This is a genomic window from Pedobacter sp. N23S346 (assembly GCF_048515415.1).
In the GTDB taxonomy this organism is placed as follows: domain Bacteria; phylum Bacteroidota; class Bacteroidia; order Sphingobacteriales; family Sphingobacteriaceae; genus Pedobacter.
In genome coordinates this window covers 34,536-55,902 of sequence record NZ_JBLYEE010000003.1, presented here as the reverse complement: position 1 = coordinate 55,902, position 21,367 = coordinate 34,536, and the positions used below count along the sequence as shown (strand labels likewise).

Here is a 21,367-nt window from a genome sequence, read left to right as displayed (position 1 = left end):
GTGATTGAATGAAAGCGTGAGTGAATAACAGCGTTATTAAATGAAAGAATTTTGAATGAGAGAATGCCTGCATAGCTACCTATATTCTCTCCTTCAATTATTCAAAATTCAATCACTAATTGGTTTCATACTGTTTGAAATTCTGCTCCAATCGTCCTTTTATTTTGGAAATTAATAATCGTGGCGAAAGCACCCTAACGCATTCGCCAAAACCCAAAATTTCTCGTTCCAGCTCATAGTTTAATACCACATCTATTCTAAAAGTGGTTGTTTTTTCGTTCTGATTTAATACTACCTGAGATTGATGCAATGGTTTGGTCATCACATAGGGTGCGTGCTCATTGGTAAATTCAAGGACAACTTTCTGGGCCCTATCCCGTTCACTTTTTGTTACACCAATTAAATCTGAATAATAACGATCAAAATCTATTCCTTCGTAGGCAAAAAAAACTTCATTAGGCAGTTCCTGAAATTCAATGATCCGATCTAAAGCCAGATTCAAGATTCCTGGCCATTTTTTGGCTTTACAGATGAGAAACCAACGGTTTCTATATTCCTTTAATAGATAAGGATAATAAATGCCTTGCTGTGCCTACTGCGCCTTAAAAGATTTATATTCGATCAGTAATGATCTTTTATTTAAAACCGCCTGATATAAAGACGGAATACACTCCAGGCCTTTCACCAGTTTATTGCTTTCCAGTTGAATGTGGTTACCACTTTGTTTGGTCGATTTGTTAAGATTATTCTCCAAACGGGCAATCATATCGCTCATTTCATCGAAATAATTGAAGGCATTAAACTGTTTTAATACACCAACAATCTCTTTCATTTTATCTACATCGGCGTTATTGATCGGCGCTTTGGTAATGCTGAAACTGGGGTTTTCATAAGCATAAAAGCGTTTATCCTTAACCACAATCGGTGCATTGTACCCTAGTTTATCACTCCTCATCAGTTGAATATCTGCCTGGATAGTTCTTTTGCTTACGCCTGATGTTATTCCTTCCAACTCATAAAGCGTGGCAGACACCTTTTCGATGATATCATCTAATGTCCACTTGCGAAATCTGTTTTTAAGGCAATCATCAATGGTTTTATATCTGATAAGCGCTAATTTATTTACTGCCATTTTTAATCAATTTGAGTTGCAAGCTAAAAATCTGATCGAAAAGCTTAACTAAATATAGCAAAGCATTTATCATCTACGCAATACAATTGCGCAATTGATGATAAAAAGAGATGATTTCAAGAAAAAATTAAAATTATTAACCTAACTATCAATCACTTAATAATTTTATCGCAGAATAATTTCCACAACGCAAATCGGCCGCGTAGTGGTGGTGGCATCTTTGTAATGTCGCCAGTCGATAAGTTCTTTGAGAAATATAAATATGATATATAAGAAATCCCGAAAGGGATGGCAACACTAAATTAATCCTATCCAAATTTGTGGGTTTCGAAATAGCCCCAAAGTGTTCGTGCTCTTGCACAGAATATACTGATAGAGATGATGATAGATTGTCTAGTCACGTTGTGAGTCGTGGGTTCGAATCCCACTTCCGAAATTTCGGAGTAGCTCAGGGGGTTAGAGTAACAACCAAATATGCAGGTTCGAATCCTGCTTCCAAATATCACTTGGAGTAGCAAAATGGTAATGCAATGGATTTAGGTTCCATCTTAAAAGAAGAGATACTTTAAATTTCTCAAACCAGCGTTGCGCAATCGCATTTGGCTTCAGGATTTTTAGTAATCCAAAAAGCAAATCTGTGTTTTGCTCAGTAAGCATCGGCGCAGCAAGAAAAGATTTAAAAATCAAATAAGATAATTGAAAGGGGGAAAATGGGCTTAGGTGCATACACCAGAATAAAAAGATCTGATTTCATTTTTTAAACAAGCTTGATAAACTTTTACTTCCGCAGAAACAGGTAAATGTGTTTCCGCAACGCTATTAAAAAGTAAATAATTATTTAAATAAATTTTAACTCCAGAAAACATGAAAAGAGTAACCATTAACACCAATGATGTTGGATTGGTGTTTAAAAAAGGAAAATTAAAAAACGTATTAACTGCAGGAACTTACTGGTTAGGTTTTGGCGAAGACATTACCGTATACGACATGGGAAAGGAGTATTTCTTCACCATTGCAGAGTTAGAGGTTTTGTTAATGAACAACGACTTTGTAAACTTAGTGCATGTTGTAGAAGTAGCTGATAACGAGTTGGCTTTGGTTTACAGAAATAATAATTTTAAAAGTGTATTAACCTCAGGTACACATGCCATTTGGAAAGGTTTATCAACTTACACCTTCGAAAAAGTAAATATTAGCAACATTGAAATAGATGCCCATATTGATAGAAACTTATTAGACAAAGCACCATTAGTAAATTATATCAGGGCTTACAAAGTAGAATCATACGAGAAGGCATTGTTATTTATCGATGGAAAATTTGAAAAAATAGTGGATGCAGGGAACTATTTGTACTGGAAAAACGCCATTACAATTAGTGTTTTAAAAACAAACATGAGACAATTGAATATGGAGATTATCGGACAAGAAATCTTAACCAAAGATAAAGCACAATTAAGGGTAAACTTCAGCATACAATATAAGGTTGATGACATCATCAAAGCATTATTGGAGAATAAGGAATTTGAGAAGCAATTGTATATCACCATGCAATTGGCATTAAGAGAAAGCATTGGCTTAATGAGTTTTGATGAATTGATGGAAAGCAAGGAAAAAATTGCTGAAATGGTAATGGCCATCACCTTGGATAAGGTTGAAAACCTGGGCGTAAAATTAACGAACTGTGGTGTTAAAGACATTGTTTTACCAGGTGATGTTAAGGAAATTATGAACCAGGTTTTAGTTGCCGAAAAAAGAGCGCAAGCCAATATCATTACCCGAAGAGAAGAAACGGCCTCGACCAGAAGTTTGTTAAATACAGCCAAGTTGATGGAAGATAACATCATGTTGTATAAGTTGAAGGAGATGGAATACGTAGAGAAGATCGCGGAAAAAATCAATAACATCAGCTTATCGGGCAGCGGACAAATTGTAGACCAATTGAAGCAAATCTTCGTAAAATAATTCGTCACTGCGAGACACGAAGCAGTCTTACTACTATAGCTAGGCATCAAAATACCGCTTTAAGATTGCTTCGCACCTCATAGAGACGGGCATAAGGGTAAGATATTAATTAAAATGAATTAAATTTAGAAACCCCTCGGACAGGTGAATATTTCCTGCCGGGGATTGATTAGAAAATTAGTAACTAGGGTAAAAGCCTTTTTACTTATAAAATAGAATATGAATACAAATAAAATATGGTTTACATCCGATAACCATTTTGGACACAAGAATATTATCAGATTTACGAATCGACCTTTTTCAGATGTTGAAGAAATGAATCAAGAGATGATAAATCGGTGGAACGAAAAGGTTGGAAAAAATGATGATGTCTACCACCTAGGAGATTTTGCCTTAGCTTCGGCTAGTAAAACCCGACAATTAAGAAAACAACTAAATGGAAAAATCTATCTAATAAAAGGAAATCATGAAAGTTCAGCACTAGAATGTGTTGATTGCTTTGAATGGATAAAAGACTATTACGAATTGAAAGTTAATGACCAAAAAGGGCCAAAACTTATAGTATTGTTCCATTATGCAATGAAAGTCTGGAATGCAAGTCATCACGGAACTTGGCATTTGTACGGACACTCTCATGGAAGTCTAAAAGATGATGAAACATCACTGTCGTTTGATGTTGGTGTAGACAATCACAACTTTTATCCATTATCATACGACGATGTAAAAAAGATAATGATGCAAAAAAAATGGACACCTCCGTTTGGTCCTAGAGATAAATAGAATTTTAAAAATGAACAACAACATAACAGGTAAAACCCTGATCGAAATAGGTTATTCCGAAGGGAAAATAGTAGGTATGGCTATAAATATCCTGAAAGAAAATTTCGCGGATATTGAAGAAAAAGAATTATTGGCCTTATTAAAAAAAGTAAAAGATTACCCAGAAAGTTTTTTGGATGACGAAGTATTAAGTGTACTGGCAACGGCTGTGATTGAGGAAGCAAATCCAAAATCAGACGGAACCATCGAACTGATCAACAATGCTAAAGCCTATTCAATTTTTGGTGCAGATTATATTGAAGAAGGTGCCAGAAACCAAATGGATATCGCCATGAAACTACCAGTTTCAATAGCTGGTGCATTAATGCCAGATGCCCATCAAGGTTATGGCCTACCAATAGGCGGTGTTTTGGCTACCAGAAATGCGATTATTCCTTATGGAGTTGGCGTTGATATTGGTTGCAGGATGGCTTTGAGTATTTTCGATATTCCGGAGAAACATTATTTTGGGAAAGATGCGATGTACAAACGCGAATTAATAGCCTTTACCAAATTTGGCGCAGGACAAAACTTTAAAGGAGATGAAAGAGCAAATCACGAAATTTTAGAAAGCGAAGCTTTTAACTCCACTCCATTTCTTAAAAACTTACATGGAAAGGCATGGGCGCAATTGGGAACCTCGGGCGGTGGGAACCACTTTGTAGAATGGGGAATTATCGATTTTGCAGAACGTGATGAAATTTTAAATATTGATAAAGGCCGTTATGTAGCATTGCTTACCCACTCTGGTTCACGTGGGATGGGCGCAACCATAGCTGGTCATTATACCAAACTGGCGAAAGAGCTTTGTAAGCTCCCAAAAGAGGCGGCAAACCTGGCCTATCTGGATTTAAACTCTGCTGAAGGGCACGAATATTGGATTGCCATGAACTTAGCAGGCGATTATGCCTCGGCTTGCCATGAAGTGATTCATAAAAGATTAACCAAAGCCATTGGGGCTAAAGTTTTGGCCAGGGTAGAAAACCATCATAATTTTGCCTGGAAAGAAATGTTTGATGGCGAAGAAGTAATTGTTCACCGAAAAGGTGCTACACCAGCTGATAAAGGCATAATGGGAATTATCCCAGGAAGTATGACAGCACCCGGATTTCTGGTTAGAGGAAAAGGTGAAGTAAGTGCGATCAATTCTGCATCACATGGTGCGGGTAGACAAATGAGTCGAACAAAAGCGATTCAATCGATTACTAAATCGGATATGAAAGCCATTTTAAAAGACCATAATGTCACTTTAATCGGAGCAGGTTTAGATGAAGCGCCGATGGCCTACAAAGACATCAACAAAGTGATGGCAGCACAAACTGAACTGGTTGATGTAATAGCCAAATTTGAGCCTAAAATGGTGAGAATGGCTGATGATGGAAGCAGGGAGGATTAGTTTGGAGTTCAGAGTTTTTAGTTGGGAGTCTTGAGTCCTTAGTCTAAAGTCAATAGTCACACTGAATTTATTTCAGGGTCTATCTTGCAAGAAAGATGCTGAAATAAATTCAGCATGACGATCAAATCAAAAAACCCTCTTCAAAATTAACTGAAGAGGGTTTCTTATATGCTTATAATCCTTATTTTAACTTACTCAAAGCCACTTTAATCCTTGGCAACATGTCTTTAATATCCTGTAAAGTACAAGCACCAACTGAAGCCCTGAACCAAGGCATACTATCTTCATTTCCGAAAGCAGAAAATGGCACCAATGCAGCTCCGGCTTCTTTAATCAGGTAGAAGTTTACATCAGCGCTATCTTTTAGCAACTGACCATCTTCAGTAGTTTTTCCGATGTAATCGATTTTAATGGTTAAATAAATGGCACCCATTGGCTCAACTGCCTCTACATTAAAACCTTCACTTTTTAATTCGTTAAAACCATGATAAAGTGCATTCAAGCTATCTTTAATCTGGCCTTTAAAGCTGGTTAAAAAAGTGTCTACCTGAATTTTGTTGTTAAAATAGTTTGACATTGCTACCTGCTCGGCTTTTGGCGCCCATGCACCCATGTGACCAACCAGGGCCTTCATTCTATTTAAGATATCTTCTGGACCAAAACCCCATCCTACACGTACACCAGTTGCTGCTAAACACTTTGAACTTCCATCTACGAAAATGGTAAATTCACGCATAGCAGGGCGCAATGAAACTGGATTTACATGCTCTTTCCCAAAAGTAAGGAGTGAATAGATCTGATCGTACATTAAATACAATGGTTTTTCATCCGCTCCGCGGGATGCATTTTCAGCTAAAACCACATCGCAAATCTCAGCTAAAGCATCTGCATCAAACATGGTTCCTGTTGGATTTAATGGAGAACAAAGTGCTAATAAAGTTGCACCTTTTAAATGAGGTTTCAACTGGGCAGCTGTTGGCATAAAATTATGTGCTGCATCTGTTTCTACTGCAACCGCTTTTGCAGAAGTAAGGTGACAGTAGTGATTGTTATTCCATGATGGAGCAGGAAATACAACAGTGTCTCCCGGATCAATTAATGCTAAATAAGCAGCATAAATCAAAGGACGTGAGCCACCGGAAACTAAAATACTATTGGTGTTATATTCCAGTCCGAATCTATCTTTCAATAATTCAGAAACTGTTTCCCTTAAGGCAAGAACACCATCAGCAGGAGGGTAATTGGTTTGATTAGCATTATATGCATCAACAATTCCAGCTTTTAATTCGGTTGGAATCGGGTAGATATTTGCATCAAAGTCACCTATGGTTAAATTAGCGATAGAAGCACCTTTGCGCTTCATTTCGTTAACTTCGTTACCAATTTTTATAATTTCTGAGCCAATTAATGCACTGGCTAATACTGAAACTTTCATCTGTTTTTATTTTTATGGTGATCAAGCTATCACGATTCCTATAGAGAAAATCATAATGGTTTAACCTTTATATTGAATGCTAATATTAGCAGATTTATAATGCTTTAATTATTTTTTGAAGTTCTTTTTTATCAATACTACTTTCTTCTGATTTATCGTAAAGAGTCAACATATTGATAATTGTACCATCAGGAGTATTTGAAACTAAATAAATTATTATCCTAAATCCTCCACTTTTACCTTTCCCTTTGCTTTTTACAGCAAGTCTAATTTTATATAAACCTGCACCTAGATCATTACCTTGCTGCGGATTTTCAAGAAGTTTTTCTTCGAGTTCATAAAGATCCTCTACTAAGGAAAGATATTTCTTTTTATAGACCTTGGCTTTCTTGATAAAAGTGTCTGAATAAATAACCTCATTAACCATTAAATATCTTTTAAACTCAAAGGCTTCCGTTTTCCTTGCTGCATTTCCTTAATCTCTTTTAAAGCCTGAGCAATTTCAGAAGTTATCTGGCTTGTTGGTTCTGATTTAACTTTTGCACCAATTTTGCTAAGGAATTCTTTTACAAAACCTGCATCTTTATCCTTAATTTCTATTGTCAAAGTTGTCATAATTACAAATTTAGGAAAATTTATTTAACCAAATCTTCAATCGCTTTATTCACTTTTCCGAAACCAAATTGAGACAAAATATCGTGCATTGCTGCAGAAATTTGCTCGTTACAAAGGTTACCGATGCTCCCCTCGTGTGTATGATGTATTTGGCCAGAAGGCGCAAAAGTACCATTTTCTATCTGTTCGCCAACAATTTTATAAGCTTCTCTAAATGGAACACCTTGCAAAGCCAAATCGTTTACTACCTCTACACTAAACAAGTAATCATATTTTTTATCCTTCAAAATATCATCTTTGATCGTAATGTTCTGAAACATAAAAGTGGCAATCTCCAAACATTCGTTTAACGAAGTAATTGCAGGGAAAAGATTTTCCTTTAACAACTGCAAATCTCTATGATATCCTGATGGAAGATTGGTAATCATCATGGCAATTTCATTCGGTAAAGCCTGAATTTTATTGCAGCGTGAACGGATCAACTCAAAAACATCAGGATTTTTCTTATGCGGCATAATGCTCGAGCCTGTGGTCAATTCTGCCGGGAAGCTGATAAAACCAAAATTCTGATTGATGAATAAGCACACGTCCATGGCCATTTTAGCCAAAGTTGCTGCCACTGCACTCATTGCCTGAGCCAGGATTCTTTCTGTTTTTCCACGACCCATTTGTGCATAAACCACATTGTAGTTTAAGCTTTCAAAACCTAATAATTCGGTCGTTAATGTTCTGTTTAATGGGAAGGAAGAACCATAACCCGCCGCAGAACCTAAAGGATTTTTATTGGTGATTTTCCAGGCTGCAAGCATTAACTCTAAATCATCAGCGAGGCTTTCGGCATAAGCACCAAACCACAAGCCAAAGGATGAAGGCATTGCAATCTGCAAGTGCGTGTAACCTGGCATCAACTTATCTTGGTGTGTATTACTTAACTCGATAAGCTGGTTAAATAACGTTGATGTTTGATTCACCATATCCTCGATGCAAGCACGGAAAAATAATTTTAAATCGACCAAAACCTGATCATTACGTGAACGACCACTATGGATTTTCTTACCAGCTTCGCCAATGCGCTGGGTCAATAACCACTCCACTTGCGAGTGCACATCTTCAACGGAATTGTCGATCGTAAAATCTCCGGCCTCAATTTCAGCATAGATATTTTTAAGCTCTTGTTGAACGGTCTTTAATTCATCTGCTGTCAATAAACTAATGGATTCCAGCATTTGGGTATGTGCCAGAGAGCCCAACACATCAAATTTCGCCATTTGTAAATCCAGTTCACGGTCTTTACCAACTGTAAAGGTTTCTACAAATCTATTTACATCTATATTTTTCTGCCAAATCTTCATACTAATTTTTATTTAACCGCAAAGAGCGCTAAGTTTTCGCAAAGTACACAAAGCTATTTTATCATTTAACTACAGAGTTCACCTAGTTTTTCATAGAGCACACAAAGGCTATTACTATTACATCAATAAGATGTATTTGCTTACTGTATTTCCAAACAAGAAAACTCATCTTGTTCAATAAAATCATTTATTAATTGTTTTTTCATTATCAATACTTCCGCAATTTCATATGTCGTATTATTTCCAACACGTAACCATATTATTTTAGGTGGATGTCCATATAGATTTGAAAATTCATAGAAATCTGCATCAAAAGTAACTACAACAAAATTATTTTGACCTGCAAAAGTCCAGATTTCCTTGTCAGATTTATTTTCTAATTTCAACCGTCTGATTTGGTCACAAGCCAGGAAATCGGCCTCCAAAAGTTTTATGATTCTGTGAGAGATATTTTGATCAAATAATAGTTTCACTAGGCCACTCTTATTTTATGTTCCCTATCTGCCGAATAAGCAAGACAGGATAAAATTTCTTCTTCAGTTATTTCAGGAAAATCATCTAATATGCTTTGCATAGTCATTCCATTCGCCAGCCATCCTAAAACATCGTAAACTGCTATTCTGGTTCCCTTTATGCAAGGCTTACCAAAACGTTTATTTGCATTAATCTCTATGAACTCAGAATAAGTTTTCATAACGTAAAGATAAACAATATTACAAGAACTTTAATTTAACTGTAGGACCCACCGAGTTTCTCACAGCGCACACAAAGATTTTTGAATCGTTTAAGAAATATAAAGACATCCTAGCTAGGCATCCAAACCTTAAGCCTTTAACATTAAAACCCTCAACCTTCAATCACTGGCTTTAACATATTTATATATCCTTCTATCCCTTCAGCAACTTCTCTTACATATAAAAATTCATCTGCCATGTGAGAACGACCAGAGAACCCAGGGCCACATTTCACAGATGGAATATCCAATAAAGCTTGATCTGAAGTAGTTGGAGAACCATAAGTAGTTTTGCCTAGTGCAACTCCAGCCTGAACCACCGGATGGTTTTTATCAATTGATGATGGTTTCAAACGGATGGAACGCGGTGTAACATCACAATCTACATTAGCACGAATAATTTCTAATACTTCTTCATTGGTGTAAGCATCGGTAACGCGAACATCAACGGTAAAAGTACAGTTTGCAGGCACTACGTTATGCTGAGAACCTGCATTGATAATCGTCACCGTCATTTTAAGCGGGCCGAAAACTTCTGATACTTTTGGAAACTGATAATTCCTGAACCATTCAATGTCTTTCAAAGCTTTATAAATGGCATTTTCGCCCTCTTCCCTGGCTGCATGACCAGCCTTGCCATGAGAGACACAATCGATCACTAATAATCCCCGTTCTGCAATGGCTAAATGCATTTCGGTTGGCTCACCAACGATTCCAAATTCCAGTTCTCCTAAATCTGGCAGTACCAATTCTAAACCATTGTTACCTGAAATTTCTTCTTCCACAGTAGCGGCCAAACAGATGTTATATTTTAAATTTTCTTGTTCGTAATAATACAAAAACGCACCAATTAACGAAACCAGGCAACCGCCAGCATCGTTACTGCCCAAGCCAAAAAGTTTATCGCCTTCAATGGCAGCATCGTATGGATCGCGTGTGTAACCAGAATTTGGCTTAACCGTATCGTGATGTGAGTTTAAAAGCAATGTTGGTTTAGTGGTATCGAAGTATTTGTTGTAAGCCCAAACGTTGTTCATTTTGCGTTGAGTCTTAACTCCTCTCTCCTCCAAAAACTGGGCGATTAAATTCGCTGTTCTATCTTCTTCCTTGCTAAAAGATTGGATGCGAATCAACTGACGCAATAAATCCAGACTTTCTTTTTGTATATTTTCTAATGACATAGTATCGAGTTGTTAGTATCAAGTATCAAGATTTGAGCCTAAGCCCTTTGCTATATCCCTTTCAACCTTTTTAAATTGTGGCCAGGTATATCATCCATCTTACCTTAACCATTTTACATCCGTTTTAGCCTTCTTTGGTATACAAATTCCCGGCTTTTAAAGCCGAAAGTTTAATGCCCTTTATTAAAGATGAACTAAAACCATTATGTTCCATTTCGTTTAAACCGGCAATGGTGCAACCTTTCGGCGAAGTTACCTTATCTATTTCTGATTCCGGGTGTGTGCCATGCAATAAAAGTAAATCGGCTGCGCCCTTTGCCGTTTGAACTGCCATTTTCAACGCTTCATCTGCATGGAAACCAATTTCAACACCACCTTGAGAGGCTGCACGGATTGCTCTTAAAAAGAAGGCAATACCACAAGCGCACAGTGCCGTTGCGGAAGTCATTAAATCTTCGTTTATTTTTACCACAGAGCCCACCGTTTCAAACATCCTGGTCACATCAGCAATGTTTTCATCAGATGCATTATCACTTGCTATACAAGTCATCGATTGCCCAATGGCGATGGCTGTATTCGGCATCACACGCATTACCTCTACATTATCACCAAGCTTTTCCCGAACCGCAGCGCAGCTTACCCCAGAAATTACCGAAATTACCAAGTGTTTAGCTGGGTCTACAGAAGCATGAATCTCATCTAAAACTGTATTTAATTGCTGAGGCAACACGGCTAAAATCACAACATCAGCATCGGCAACCGCTTGTTTATTATTATTGCTCACTACAAATCCAATATCAGCAAAGGATTTTAAATGATCGATATTTCTACGGGTTAACGTAATATCAGCTGCTTGAGCGAAGTTGGCCTTTACCAGTCCTTTTGCTAAAGATAATCCGATGTTTCCGCTTCCTATTATGGCTATTTTTTTCATGTGATTCGTTTTAATTTCCTTCGGTTTGATTAAACAGATTGATGTTTTATTGAAAAGACCAAGTCAACTTTTATTTCTTCGTATCCCGGTAGTTAATTTTTTTAAGCATTATATTAAAAACCTTCAACCTTCCTACCCTTCACCTTTTGCCTTCACCTTATTTAAGCATCTTTGTTCCAAAAATTCCACTTTCAAGTTCTGCCAATTCATCAGCTTTGCCTATATAAACAGCAGAGACTCCTTTTTTAATCGCTTCAAAAGCATTATGTAATTTTGGGATCATTCCACCTTGCACAGTTCCATCGGCTTTTAATCCTTCAAATTCATCAGCTTTAATTTCCCTAACAACAGAATTATCATCATTGACATCTATAAGCACACCTTTTTTCTCAAAGCAGTATACCAAACGCGTTTGATATAAAGCAGACATCGCCACAGCAACTGAAGAAGCAATGGTATCGGCATTGGTATTTAAAAGTTGTGTATCACCGTCATGTGTAATGGCACATAAAACAGGAACCAATCCAACCTTCAGCAAGCTATCTAAAGTTCCCGAAGAAACAGAATGCTCATCTAAATCACCAACAAAGCCGTAATCAATAACTGCACCTGCCATAGGACCAGCATCTGGACCATAAGTTTTGGTACTTATCGGGCGTTTTTTTGCTTTAATAATATTTCCGTCTGCACCCGTTAAACCAATGGCATTACTGCCTTTCGCCTGCAATTGGGCCACCATATTTTTATTGATTAACCCGGCGTAAACCATGGTTACGATGCGCAGTGTTTCAATATCCGTAATTCTTCTACCTTCAACCATTTTGGCCTCAACACCCAAGCTTTCGCCAAGTTCTGTTGCGATTTTACCACCACCATGCACCAAAATTTTATCGCCAGGCAAAGCCGTGAAATCCAATAAAAACCGATGTAGGTTTTCAGAGTTGTCGATTACATTCCCGCCGATTTTAATGATGGTTAATTGTTTCATATTTGAGTTATGGGTTTTGGATTGCGAGTTATGGGTTTTGGTGCTTAGACCAGTAACACGTAACTTATAACTCGCAACCCATTTTTAATTTTCATTTCTATAAAAAATTTCAGAAAGTTGGTGTAGTTTTTCTGCTAGCAGTTTTTTATCAATCAACTTCGTTTCATAGTCGGCAATTAACGCAGGAGAAATATTTCTCGAAAGCGCGTACTCCACCACTTCTTCATCCTTGCCTTTGCATAATAAAACTCCAATACTTGGATTTTCATGTGGCCTTTTCACATCACGATCCAAGGCTTCAAGATAAAAATTTAGTTTACCAAGAAATTCGGGTTGAAATTCTTCAATCTTCAATTCAAATAAAACCATGCATTGTAAATCGCGGTGGTAAAATAGTAAATCGGTATAATAGTCTTTGTTTCCAACCTGCAGTCTGTATTCGCTTCCCATGTAAGTGAAGCCTTTGCCCATTTCTAAAATGAAGTTTTGAAGATTTTTAATCAATGCTTGCTGCAAATCGTTTTCAGAATGAATTTCGGGTAATGCTAAAAATTCAAAAATGTAAGGATCTTTAAAAATGCCTGCTGGTAGTTTTGAGGTAACTGCCGTACTAAATTTATTCCCGAGCATTGTTCGCTCGAAAGTAGCTGAATTTAGTTGGCGTTCGAGTTCTCTTACAGATAGCTTTTCTTTTATGGCCAGGTATATATAAAATAGCCTTTCTTCGATCCTTTTTGTTTTAGACAACAGATGTAAATGTGATGACCAAGGAATTTGTGTCAACAGTGTTGACACAAATTTAATTAACTTAATATCAACACCTTCCAATTGTGTCACCGGTGTTGACACAATTGGATTATCATGTTCAACATTAATTAATTTTAGTATTTCCGGATCACTATAGACTTCATAAAATTGTTTCATTCTATAAAGCCCACGGCGATTGAAGCCTTTTAGCAAAGGCTGTTTTTTAGTGATGTAAGCCGCTAAATCATTTACCGTTCCATCGCCCCAATTTCCTGCCGAGACTTTTTCAGAAACAATTTTTCCAATATTAAAATACAAGATTACCAATTCAGCATTAGCCTTACTGTAAACCCTGTTACGGGCTTCAGTAATGAGCACAACTACTTGCTCAAAATCGATGGATGTATTTTCTACTGGTTTAGCCATTTATAAATTAAGGAATACTCTTATTAATAATTTCGTTTTGTGAGGACACAAATCGATACTTATAAAGTTAAGCAAAATGCTTAAAGCTTTGGTCTTTTAGCTTTTAGTCTTTCTGCTTTATAAATCCTCCAACATTGCTTTAATTACCGCTTGTGCAGCCCATAAGCGATTTCCAGCTTCATGGATAACCAGTGAATTTGGCCCGTCTAAAATCTCAGAAGACAATTCCAAATCCCTGCGAACAGGCAAACAATGCATTACTTTAGCATTATTGGTAAATTTTAGCTTCTCATTATCCATCATCCATCCGTCCGGGTAAGACAAAACTTTTCCGTATTCTTCATAACTGCTCCAGTTTTTTACATAAACATAATCAGCTCCAGCCAAAGCTTCTTCTATATTGTTTTGTATATCAGCACCCGGCGTAAAATCTTCTGATAATTCATATCCTTCCGGATGTGCTATTGTAAAATCGATCATTCCCTCGTTCTGTGCCTTACACATCCATTCTGCAAAAGAATTCGGAACCGCTTGTGGCAACGCCTTCACGTGGGGTGCCCAGGCCAAAACCACCTTTGGTTTAACACCGTCAGGTTTATTCGTCCAGGTTTCGTGAATGGTAATAATATCTGCAAAACTTTGCAAAGGGTGACGCGTAGCACTTTCCAAACTCACTACCGGAACGGCGCAATATTTTACAAATTTGTTAAAGAAATCTTCGCTATAATCTTCTTCACGGTCTATTAACTTAGGAAAAGAACGCAAGCCTAAAATATCACAATATTGACCCATCACTGCCGCAGCTTCACGAATATGCTCAACAGTGGAACCATTCATCACTACACCATCCTGAGTTTCTAAAGCCCAGCCCTCCTTATCCAGATTCATTACCATTACATTCATTCCCAGGTTTAAAGCTGCTTTTTGAGTGCTTAACCGGGTGCGTAAACTCGGATTCATAAAAACTAAACCTAAGGTTTTGTTCTTACCTAAATCTTGGTGCGCATAAGGATTCGCCTTTAATTCTAGCGCATCATTTACAAATTGTTTGATGCTTGGAACATCGTGTACGGAAGAGAAAAGTTTCATTTTGTTAAGCTTAAAGGTTAAAGCTTGAGGCTAAAAGCTTCCTGCCAAATGCAAAAAACATTATCAATCTTTAACTAAATTACATTCTTAATCGTTTCAGCAAGCCAATGAGCATTGCTTTAACTTCATTTGTTTTAATATTTATTTCCAGATACTTTTCATCACCTAAGTACCTTAAATCTTTCGCAAGTAAGCATGCATACTCAGCTTCATGGCAAGAACCCAATGCCATATCCAAAAACCGGGCAAAATCCCGATCTGAATTTCTCCCTGCTCCCTCAACAATATTTAAGGGAACAGAATATGCAGCTCTTTTAATTTGGCTATGCAAATCATACTTTTCTGATGGCGGAAATAATGGAAGTATATCCGAATAAATAAATAGCACCATTAAATGTGCTTTTTTCCAAACTTCTAATTTTTGATAATCTCTCATTTCGTTTAAGCTTAATGGTTAAGCAGAAAGACCAAGGTCCTTTCTAATTGAAATAGGGATTTTCTAATTTAGTATTTTGTCATCAAATAAGCTAATTGCATGCGCTTTCAGCTTTAATCTTTCAGCTAACTAATCACTTTTTTAAATGCTGCCAAAAACTCATCAGCATGTGCCTTAGTTAAATTCAAAGCTGGCAATAAACGGATTACATTCGGTTTTGCTTCGCCTGTGAAAATATGGTGTGTAAACAATAATTCTTTTTTAACATGAGCGAGTTCTGCTGGTAGCTCTATACCGATCATTAATCCACGGCCACGCACTTCTACCACCTGCTCAAATTTCTTCAGTTCAGTGATCAGGTAGTTACCAATTTGCTCCGCATTTTCCATCAGGTCTTCCTGTTCTATTATTTCTAAAACTGCAAGAGCCGCAGCACATGCCAAATGGTTGCCACCGAAAGTGGTACCTAACTCACCATGCCAAGGCTTAAATTTAGGGGCGATCGAAATTCCAGCGATAGGGAATCCGTTGCCCATTCCTTTTGCCATGGTGTAAACATCTGCTTCAACACCTGCATAGTCGTGCGAGTAAAACAAACCTGTTCTGCCATAACCGCATTGAACTGAATCGGCAATGTAAACCGAATTGTATTCATCACAAAGGGAACGGATTTTTTGCAAGAAGCTTTTCGAAGCTTCCTTAATTCCACCCACACCCTGGATCCCTTCGATAATAACTGCAGAAATTTCATTGCCCTGTGCTTTGAAAGTTTCTTCTAAAGCTACTTCATTATTAAACGGCAGGAAAATTACATTCTCCGTCTGGTTAACCGGCGCAACAATTTTTGGATTATCGGTTACCGCAACGGCTAAAGATGTACGTCCGTGGAAAGCGCCCGTGAAAGCAATTACTTTCTTTCTGCCATTGTAAAATGATGCCAGTTTTAACGCATTTTCATTGGCTTCAGCGCCAGAATTTACCAAAAACAATTGGTAATCTTTCTTGCCAGAAACCTGACCCAATTTTTCAGCCAATTGCGTTTGCAAAGGAATTTTAACCGAGTTAGAGTAAAAGCCAACCTTATTTAACTGGTCAGTTAAGCGATTTACATAATGTGGGTTGGTATGCCCAATGGAAATTACCGCATGACCGCCATATAAATCCAAATATTTTTGATCATTTGCATCCCAAACATTGCTGCCTGATGCCTTTGTAATTTCTATATCGTTAAGTGGGTAAACGTCGAATAAATTCATTTTTTTGAGGTTAAAGGTGGAGGGTGAAAAGGTAAAAGGTTAATAGCTTAACCTTTTGCACCGCCCCTTAAAAATTTAATAAATGCGATTAACATCGCCTTAATTTCATTAATGCTTCTATTAACAAGCTCGTAAAGTTCTAAACTGATATAAGCTAAATCACGAATAAGTATAAAAGCATATTCTACTTCTTTTGTAGATCCAAGCGCATTATCAAGATAACTTACAAAATCTTTATCTGTATGCCTACCGCTTCCTTCTACAATATTAAGGGGAATTGAATAGGTGGCCCGCCGAATTTGTTGGGTTAGGGCAAATTTTTCTTCTGTAGGCATGATAGGTAAGATTTCCTTATAAACTTGTAAAGTAAATAAGTGAGCCTTTTTCCAAACATCTAGTTTTTGATAATCTCTCATACTTTTAAATTTTGCAGGTCTGCATCCAAACCTTTTTACCCTCTACCTTCCATCCTTCAACCTAGAAATAAGCCGCCTTCAGCCTCAACCCTGCCATTTCCTCCAACCCAAACATTAAGTTCATATTCTGAACTGCTTGTCCGCTGGCGCCTTTTAGCAGGTTATCAATAATGCTGATGATAAATAATTTATTACCGTGCTTTTCTAAATAAACCAGGGCTTTATTGGTATTTACTACCTGTTTTAAATCGATGTTTTTCCGGCTTACGTGTGTAAAAGGATGCGAACGGTAATATTCTTCGTAGATCGTTTGTGCCTCTTCTAAAGTCAAATCGCTTTCTAAATACATTGATGCTAAAATACCTCTGGTAAAAGCACCACGCTGAGGAATAAAATTTAAAGCCTCCTCCAAACCTCCCTCAGAAAGTGAGGCTTTAGTCGCTTGCAATAAGCTTTCTCCAATCTCATTCAAATGTTGGTGTTCGAAAGCCTTATAAATAGATAAATTATTGTTTCGCCAACTAAAATGAGAAGTTGTAGATAGGCCCTGGCCAGCACCTGTAGAACCTGTAGTGGCATTGATATGAACTTGTTCATTAATCAACCCTTTAGCAGCTAAAGGCAATAAGCCCAACTGAATACAGGTTGCAAAACAACCTGGATTTGCAATATTTTTGGCAGATTTTATGGCATCGCGATTGATCTCGGGTAAACCGTAAATGAAGTCCTTAGTCTGAAGTCCTAAGTCTGGAGTCGAAAAACTTGCATTTGCAGTTAATCTAAAATCCTGAGATAAATCGATGATTTTAATATTATTGTTAATCGGGTTAGCAGCTAAGAATTTCTTCGCGTCGCCATGTCCAACGCATAAAAACAATACATCAATCTCTTGCGAAATATCATTTACAAACCTTAAATCAGTATCACCAATCAAATCAGTATGCACATCAGAAATTAAATTCTCAGCATTGCTGGTACTATTTACGAAAGCAATCTCCACATTTGGGTGATTAATCAGAATACGGAGCATTTCGCCACCTGTATATCCTGCACCACCAATTATTCCTGCTTTAATTTTATTACTCATTATCTGTTCTAATCAATTATAGATGGATATGAAAATTAGATTTTTATATTTCTTCGACAAGCTCAGGATGACAACTCTATAGGGATTGCTTCATCGTGCCTCCTCGCAATGACGAAGCAGGAAGGTAGCTTTCCGCTTTAGCCTTTAAGCTTCTTCGCCGTTTACTTTATGCCAAATCATTACCTGGTTACCAAAAATCTTTGAGAAACCTTTTACATCATCTCCGCTCCAGGCATTATTCATTTCACCATAGCTACCAAATTTGGTGCTCATTAAATCGTGGTTGGATTCAATTCCAATAATCTGGAAACGATAAGGCAATAGCTCGATAAACACTTTGCCACTTACAAATTTTTGCGTGTCTGCAAGGAAAGCCTCAATATTCCGCATAATTGGATCATGAAACTGACCTTCATGCAACCAGTTGCCATAGAAAGAAGACAATTGTTCTTTCCAGCTTAACTGCCATTTTGTTAAAGTATGTTTCTCTAAGGTATGGTGTGCTTTGATAATTAGTACTGGCGCCGCCGCTTCGAAACCCACACGACCTTTAATACCGATAATAGTATCACCAACATGAATGTCGCGACCAATACCATAAGGTTGCGCAATCGCCTGTAGTTTTTGAATGGCTCTCACTGGCTCCAAAGTTTCGCCATCAATGGCCACTAATTCGCCTTTTTCGAAAGTTAATTCGATTTTACGAGCTGCTGTTTCCGAAACCTGGGTTGGCCATGCGCTTTCTGGTAATGTTTCGTTAGAAGTTAAAGTTTCCTTTCCTCCTACAGAAGTTCCCCATAAACCTTTATTAATAGAATACCTGGCTTTTTCAGCGCTGTACTCTACACCATGTTCGGCTAAATATTCTATTTCCGCTTCGCGGGATAATTTCAAATCTCTGATTGGTGTAATGATTTCTACTCCAGGAATCAGGATATTAAAAATCATATCAAAACGTACCTGGTCATTTCCTGCACCTGTACTTCCATGAGCCACATAATCTGCCCCTACCTTTTTAACATAGTTGGCAATAGCCGTTGCCTGACTTACACGTTCAGCACTTACTGAAAGTGGATAAGTTGCATTTTTTAATACGTTACCAAAAATTAAATATTTGATACATTCATCATAATAACTTTCAGTTTCATCTACCACCGCGTGAGATGCAACACCTAAAGCATAAGCTCTTTTCTCAATCTCCTGCAATTCTTCGTCAGAAAAACCACCTGTATTTACAATTACAGAATGAACTTCCAATCCACGATCTTGTGCTAAGTAAATGCAACAAAATGAGGTATCAAGACCTCCGCTAAAGGCTAAAACAACTTTCTTCTTCATTATTTATTAAATAATAGGGTAAATAAAAACATCAACGCCTTAAAACCAGATCTTGGTTTAGGCTTAACAACTAAACGTTGCTTAATGCGCATAAAGCGCTCGTATAATTTAGGTTTCTTTTGTAATTCTTCAGCAAACTTCTTTGCAGCATCATGCTTTTGAGTGGCCGGATCATAAAGCATGGCGGTGCACATGCAGTTTTTACGCTCCTTCATTTTCAAAATCTCGAAGTTTATACAGCTTTGGCAACCTTTCCAAAATTCTTCATCCTGTGTTAATTCAGAATAGGTAACGGGTTCATATCCTAAATCAGAATTGATTTTCATCACCGCTAAACCTGTGGTTAAACCAAAGATTTTTGCTTTAGGATATAAGCTTCTGGAAAGTTCGAAAACACGTTCTTTAATGGCATGTGCCAAGCCTGCTTTTCTAAACTTGGGCGAAACGATTAATCCGGAGTTGGCCACAAACTGACCATGGCTCCACGTTTCGATATAGCAAAAGCCAGCCCATGTACCATCTTTATGGAAAGCGATTACAGCCTTGCCTTCGATCATTTTACCAGCAACATAATCTGGAGAACGCTTTGCAATACCAGTACCCCGTGCTTTAGCAGATTCGGCCATCTCGGTTACAATTTCTTCTGCAAATACACGATGTTCAGGAAGTGCAACCTGCACAATAAATTCGTTAATATCCATTCGTTTTCTAACGAAAAATTATAAGTATTCTTGTTAATTGGGTTTTTAGAGAGGATCAATTCCTCGTTACGTTTAGTGGAGTACTAAATACGTGGAGTAAAATTTTGCCGGCTTGTGGGATAGTAAAATACGGGTTGAAAACGATTAATAAACAGACTCTTTCCAGACACTAATTGTGCTGTAAAAACAGAAAGTTTATATAAAAATTGTTTAATCATTTCTTGCGTATAAAAACGGCTTTAACTCTATTGAGGTGCAAAGGTTTAAATAATAATTGAGTTACACAATAATAAACTGTTTTTTTTATCAAATAGTAACAATTTTTTAAACTATCCTGACCATTATTTTTCAAGCGATTATTTTCTTATGGCTTCTGCATATCACTCAGGGCATGTTAAAAAAAATTAACAGCACCAGTAATTTAACATTGTTAAAAACGAATATCGAACTTTAACATAGCTTAACACCATTTAACACCTCATCATCATTGCAAATTCAATATTTGTAGCGCTGTAGCGATTACCAACTAATAGTCGTTTACACCGATACCATATTTTATAATTAAAAACCAAAACTCATGATGATGTTTACCCTAAAAAAGTTTAAATGCTATTCATTCTTTGCCTTATCAGTATTAATCGGACTTACTGCTTGTAAAAAACAAGAAACAGTTGATTCTACCCTATCAAATTTCAGAGTAATTAATGCGGCACCAACATTGGGCACCTATAATGTGTATCTAAATGGATCTGTACTCAACAGCGCGGCATTACCATTTGCTGGCTCAACAGCCTACCTTGCTCAAAATGCAGCCTCCTATTCTTTAAAGTTCACCTACGAGAATACTGCAGAAAGCTTGCTCACCAAAACAATCACGCTTAGTTCCAGTACTTATCAATCCTTTTATTTAATCAATAAGCCAGGCAATTTGGATATTCTGGCTGTAACCGATGATTTAGCTGTTCCATCAACAGATAAGGCATATGTTAGATTGATTAACCTTTCGCCAGATGCACCAGCATTTGATCTGGCCAAAACAAGTGCAACAACCAGCATAACGACAAATAAAACTTTTAAAACAGCCAGTGGATTTATCGCGGTGGACCCAGGAACATTTACGCTAGATTTAAAAGAAACATCTACGGGAATACTTAAAGCCATTTCAGAAAGCACCACATTTCTTGCGGGCTATCATTACGACGTTATTGCCGGAGGTTTGGTTAATCCAGCTAATGATACGGAGAGAACATTAAGTGTGCAAGTTTTACAGATTAAATAAATTTTTCATAAAACAGGCGTTTTTACTGCCTAAACAGACAAAGAA

Annotated in this window: 23 protein-coding genes; 4 read left to right on the top strand and 19 right to left on the bottom strand. The window is 37.2% G+C overall.

From position 1 onward, the window contains the following. Positions 1–115: 115 nt before the first annotated feature. On the bottom strand, positions 116–532 hold the full coding sequence (locus tag ACN1CD_RS07105) for a helix-turn-helix transcriptional regulator (protein WP_419130048.1): 417 nt from the start codon (positions 530–532) through the stop codon (positions 116–118). Between the two features lie 60 nt (positions 533–592). After that, positions 593–1,132 carry a hypothetical protein gene (locus ACN1CD_RS07100; RefSeq protein WP_419129692.1) on the bottom strand — a complete coding sequence of 180 codons (540 nt, stop codon included), beginning with the start codon at positions 1,130–1,132 and terminating at the stop codon, positions 593–595. Positions 1,133–1,996: 864 nt separating this feature from the next. Here ACN1CD_RS07100 and ACN1CD_RS07095 point away from each other — a divergent pair. From ACN1CD_RS07095 to ACN1CD_RS07085, 3 genes are all read left to right on the top strand, one after another. Then, the gene (locus ACN1CD_RS07095; protein WP_419129691.1) at positions 1,997–3,094 is read left to right on the top strand and encodes a slipin family protein; all 1,098 of its coding nucleotides are present in this window, start codon (positions 1,997–1,999) and stop codon (positions 3,092–3,094) included. A gap of 219 nt (positions 3,095–3,313) precedes the next feature. Next, a complete protein-coding gene (locus ACN1CD_RS07090; protein ID WP_419129690.1) occupies positions 3,314–3,874 on the top strand; it encodes a metallophosphoesterase in 561 nt (186 codons plus the stop codon). A gap of 10 nt (positions 3,875–3,884) precedes the next feature. Beyond that, positions 3,885–5,309, top strand: coding sequence for an RtcB family protein (locus ACN1CD_RS07085; protein WP_419129688.1), 1,425 nt, complete (start codon positions 3,885–3,887; stop codon positions 5,307–5,309). Positions 5,310–5,490: 181 nt separating this feature from the next. Here ACN1CD_RS07085 and ACN1CD_RS07080 read toward each other — a convergent pair whose 3' ends face one another. The 17 genes from ACN1CD_RS07080 to ACN1CD_RS07000 form a co-directional block, all read right to left on the bottom strand. Continuing rightward, entirely contained in the window at positions 5,491–6,744 is a 1,254-nt protein-coding gene (locus ACN1CD_RS07080) for a pyridoxal phosphate-dependent aminotransferase (RefSeq protein ID WP_419129687.1), read from the bottom strand. A 94-nt stretch (positions 6,745–6,838) separates the two neighbouring features. Then, complete coding sequence (locus ACN1CD_RS07075) at positions 6,839–7,171, bottom strand: type II toxin-antitoxin system RelE/ParE family toxin (RefSeq protein ID WP_419129686.1); 333 nt, start codon at positions 7,169–7,171, stop codon at positions 6,839–6,841. Next, positions 7,171–7,359, bottom strand: a complete 189-nt coding sequence (locus ACN1CD_RS07070) for a hypothetical protein (RefSeq protein ID WP_057931806.1) — start codon at positions 7,357–7,359, stop codon at positions 7,171–7,173. Before ACN1CD_RS07070 ends, ACN1CD_RS07075 begins: the two co-directional genes overlap by 1 nt. A 20-nt stretch (positions 7,360–7,379) precedes the next feature. Then, positions 7,380–8,711 carry an argininosuccinate lyase gene (argH, locus tag ACN1CD_RS07065; protein ID WP_419129684.1) on the bottom strand — a complete coding sequence of 444 codons (1,332 nt, stop codon included), beginning with the start codon at positions 8,709–8,711 and terminating at the stop codon, positions 7,380–7,382. A 140-nt stretch (positions 8,712–8,851) separates the two neighbouring features. Next, positions 8,852–9,184: a DUF5615 family PIN-like protein gene (locus ACN1CD_RS07060; RefSeq protein WP_419129682.1), complete on the bottom strand. Its 333-nt coding sequence runs from the start codon at positions 9,182–9,184 to the stop codon at positions 8,852–8,854. Further along, a complete protein-coding gene (locus ACN1CD_RS07055; protein WP_419129681.1) occupies positions 9,184–9,405 on the bottom strand; it encodes a DUF433 domain-containing protein in 222 nt (73 codons plus the stop codon). The genes ACN1CD_RS07060 and ACN1CD_RS07055 overlap by 1 nt, the downstream gene beginning before the upstream one ends. Positions 9,406–9,557: 152 nt before the next feature. After that, positions 9,558–10,625, bottom strand: a complete 1,068-nt coding sequence (locus tag ACN1CD_RS07050) for a M20 family metallo-hydrolase (RefSeq protein ID WP_419129680.1) — start codon at positions 10,623–10,625, stop codon at positions 9,558–9,560. A gap of 124 nt (positions 10,626–10,749) precedes the next feature. Continuing rightward, positions 10,750–11,559, bottom strand: a complete 810-nt coding sequence (gene proC, locus ACN1CD_RS07045; RefSeq protein ID WP_419129679.1) for a pyrroline-5-carboxylate reductase — start codon at positions 11,557–11,559, stop codon at positions 10,750–10,752. Positions 11,560–11,716: 157 nt separating this feature from the next. Next, positions 11,717–12,547 carry an acetylglutamate kinase gene (argB, locus tag ACN1CD_RS07040; protein WP_419129678.1) on the bottom strand — a complete coding sequence of 277 codons (831 nt, stop codon included), beginning with the start codon at positions 12,545–12,547 and terminating at the stop codon, positions 11,717–11,719. Positions 12,548–12,631: 84 nt separating this feature from the next. Continuing rightward, positions 12,632–13,720: a PDDEXK nuclease domain-containing protein gene (locus ACN1CD_RS07035; protein ID WP_419129677.1), complete on the bottom strand. Its 1,089-nt coding sequence runs from the start codon at positions 13,718–13,720 to the stop codon at positions 12,632–12,634. Positions 13,721–13,837: 117 nt separating this feature from the next. Beyond that, positions 13,838–14,809 (bottom strand): acetylornithine carbamoyltransferase, encoded by a 972-nt coding sequence (locus ACN1CD_RS07030; RefSeq protein WP_419129676.1) that lies wholly within the window; start codon positions 14,807–14,809, stop codon positions 13,838–13,840. 79 nt (positions 14,810–14,888) lie between these two features. Further along, positions 14,889–15,245, bottom strand: a complete 357-nt coding sequence (locus ACN1CD_RS07025; protein ID WP_419129675.1) for a four helix bundle protein — start codon at positions 15,243–15,245, stop codon at positions 14,889–14,891. 125 nt (positions 15,246–15,370) lie between these two features. Further along, a complete protein-coding gene (locus ACN1CD_RS07020; protein ID WP_419129674.1) occupies positions 15,371–16,501 on the bottom strand; it encodes an aspartate aminotransferase family protein in 1,131 nt (376 codons plus the stop codon). A 47-nt stretch (positions 16,502–16,548) separates the two neighbouring features. Then, positions 16,549–16,917: a four helix bundle protein gene (locus ACN1CD_RS07015; RefSeq protein ID WP_419129673.1), complete on the bottom strand. Its 369-nt coding sequence runs from the start codon at positions 16,915–16,917 to the stop codon at positions 16,549–16,551. A gap of 61 nt (positions 16,918–16,978) precedes the next feature. Continuing rightward, complete coding sequence (gene argC / locus ACN1CD_RS07010; RefSeq protein WP_419129672.1) at positions 16,979–18,004, bottom strand: N-acetyl-gamma-glutamyl-phosphate reductase; 1,026 nt, start codon at positions 18,002–18,004, stop codon at positions 16,979–16,981. 144 nt (positions 18,005–18,148) lie between these two features. Then, complete coding sequence (gene argG / locus ACN1CD_RS07005; protein WP_419129671.1) at positions 18,149–19,342, bottom strand: argininosuccinate synthase; 1,194 nt, start codon at positions 19,340–19,342, stop codon at positions 18,149–18,151. Beyond that, positions 19,342–20,043 (bottom strand): GNAT family N-acetyltransferase, encoded by a 702-nt coding sequence (locus ACN1CD_RS07000; RefSeq protein ID WP_419129670.1) that lies wholly within the window; start codon positions 20,041–20,043, stop codon positions 19,342–19,344. The genes argG and ACN1CD_RS07000 overlap by 1 nt, the downstream gene beginning before the upstream one ends. Before the next feature lie 577 nt (positions 20,044–20,620). On the opposite strand from ACN1CD_RS07000, the gene ACN1CD_RS06995 reads away from it, so the two are divergent. Beyond that, complete coding sequence (locus ACN1CD_RS06995; protein ID WP_419129669.1) at positions 20,621–21,322, top strand: DUF4397 domain-containing protein; 702 nt, start codon at positions 20,621–20,623, stop codon at positions 21,320–21,322. Positions 21,323–21,367: the final 45 nt, after the last annotated feature.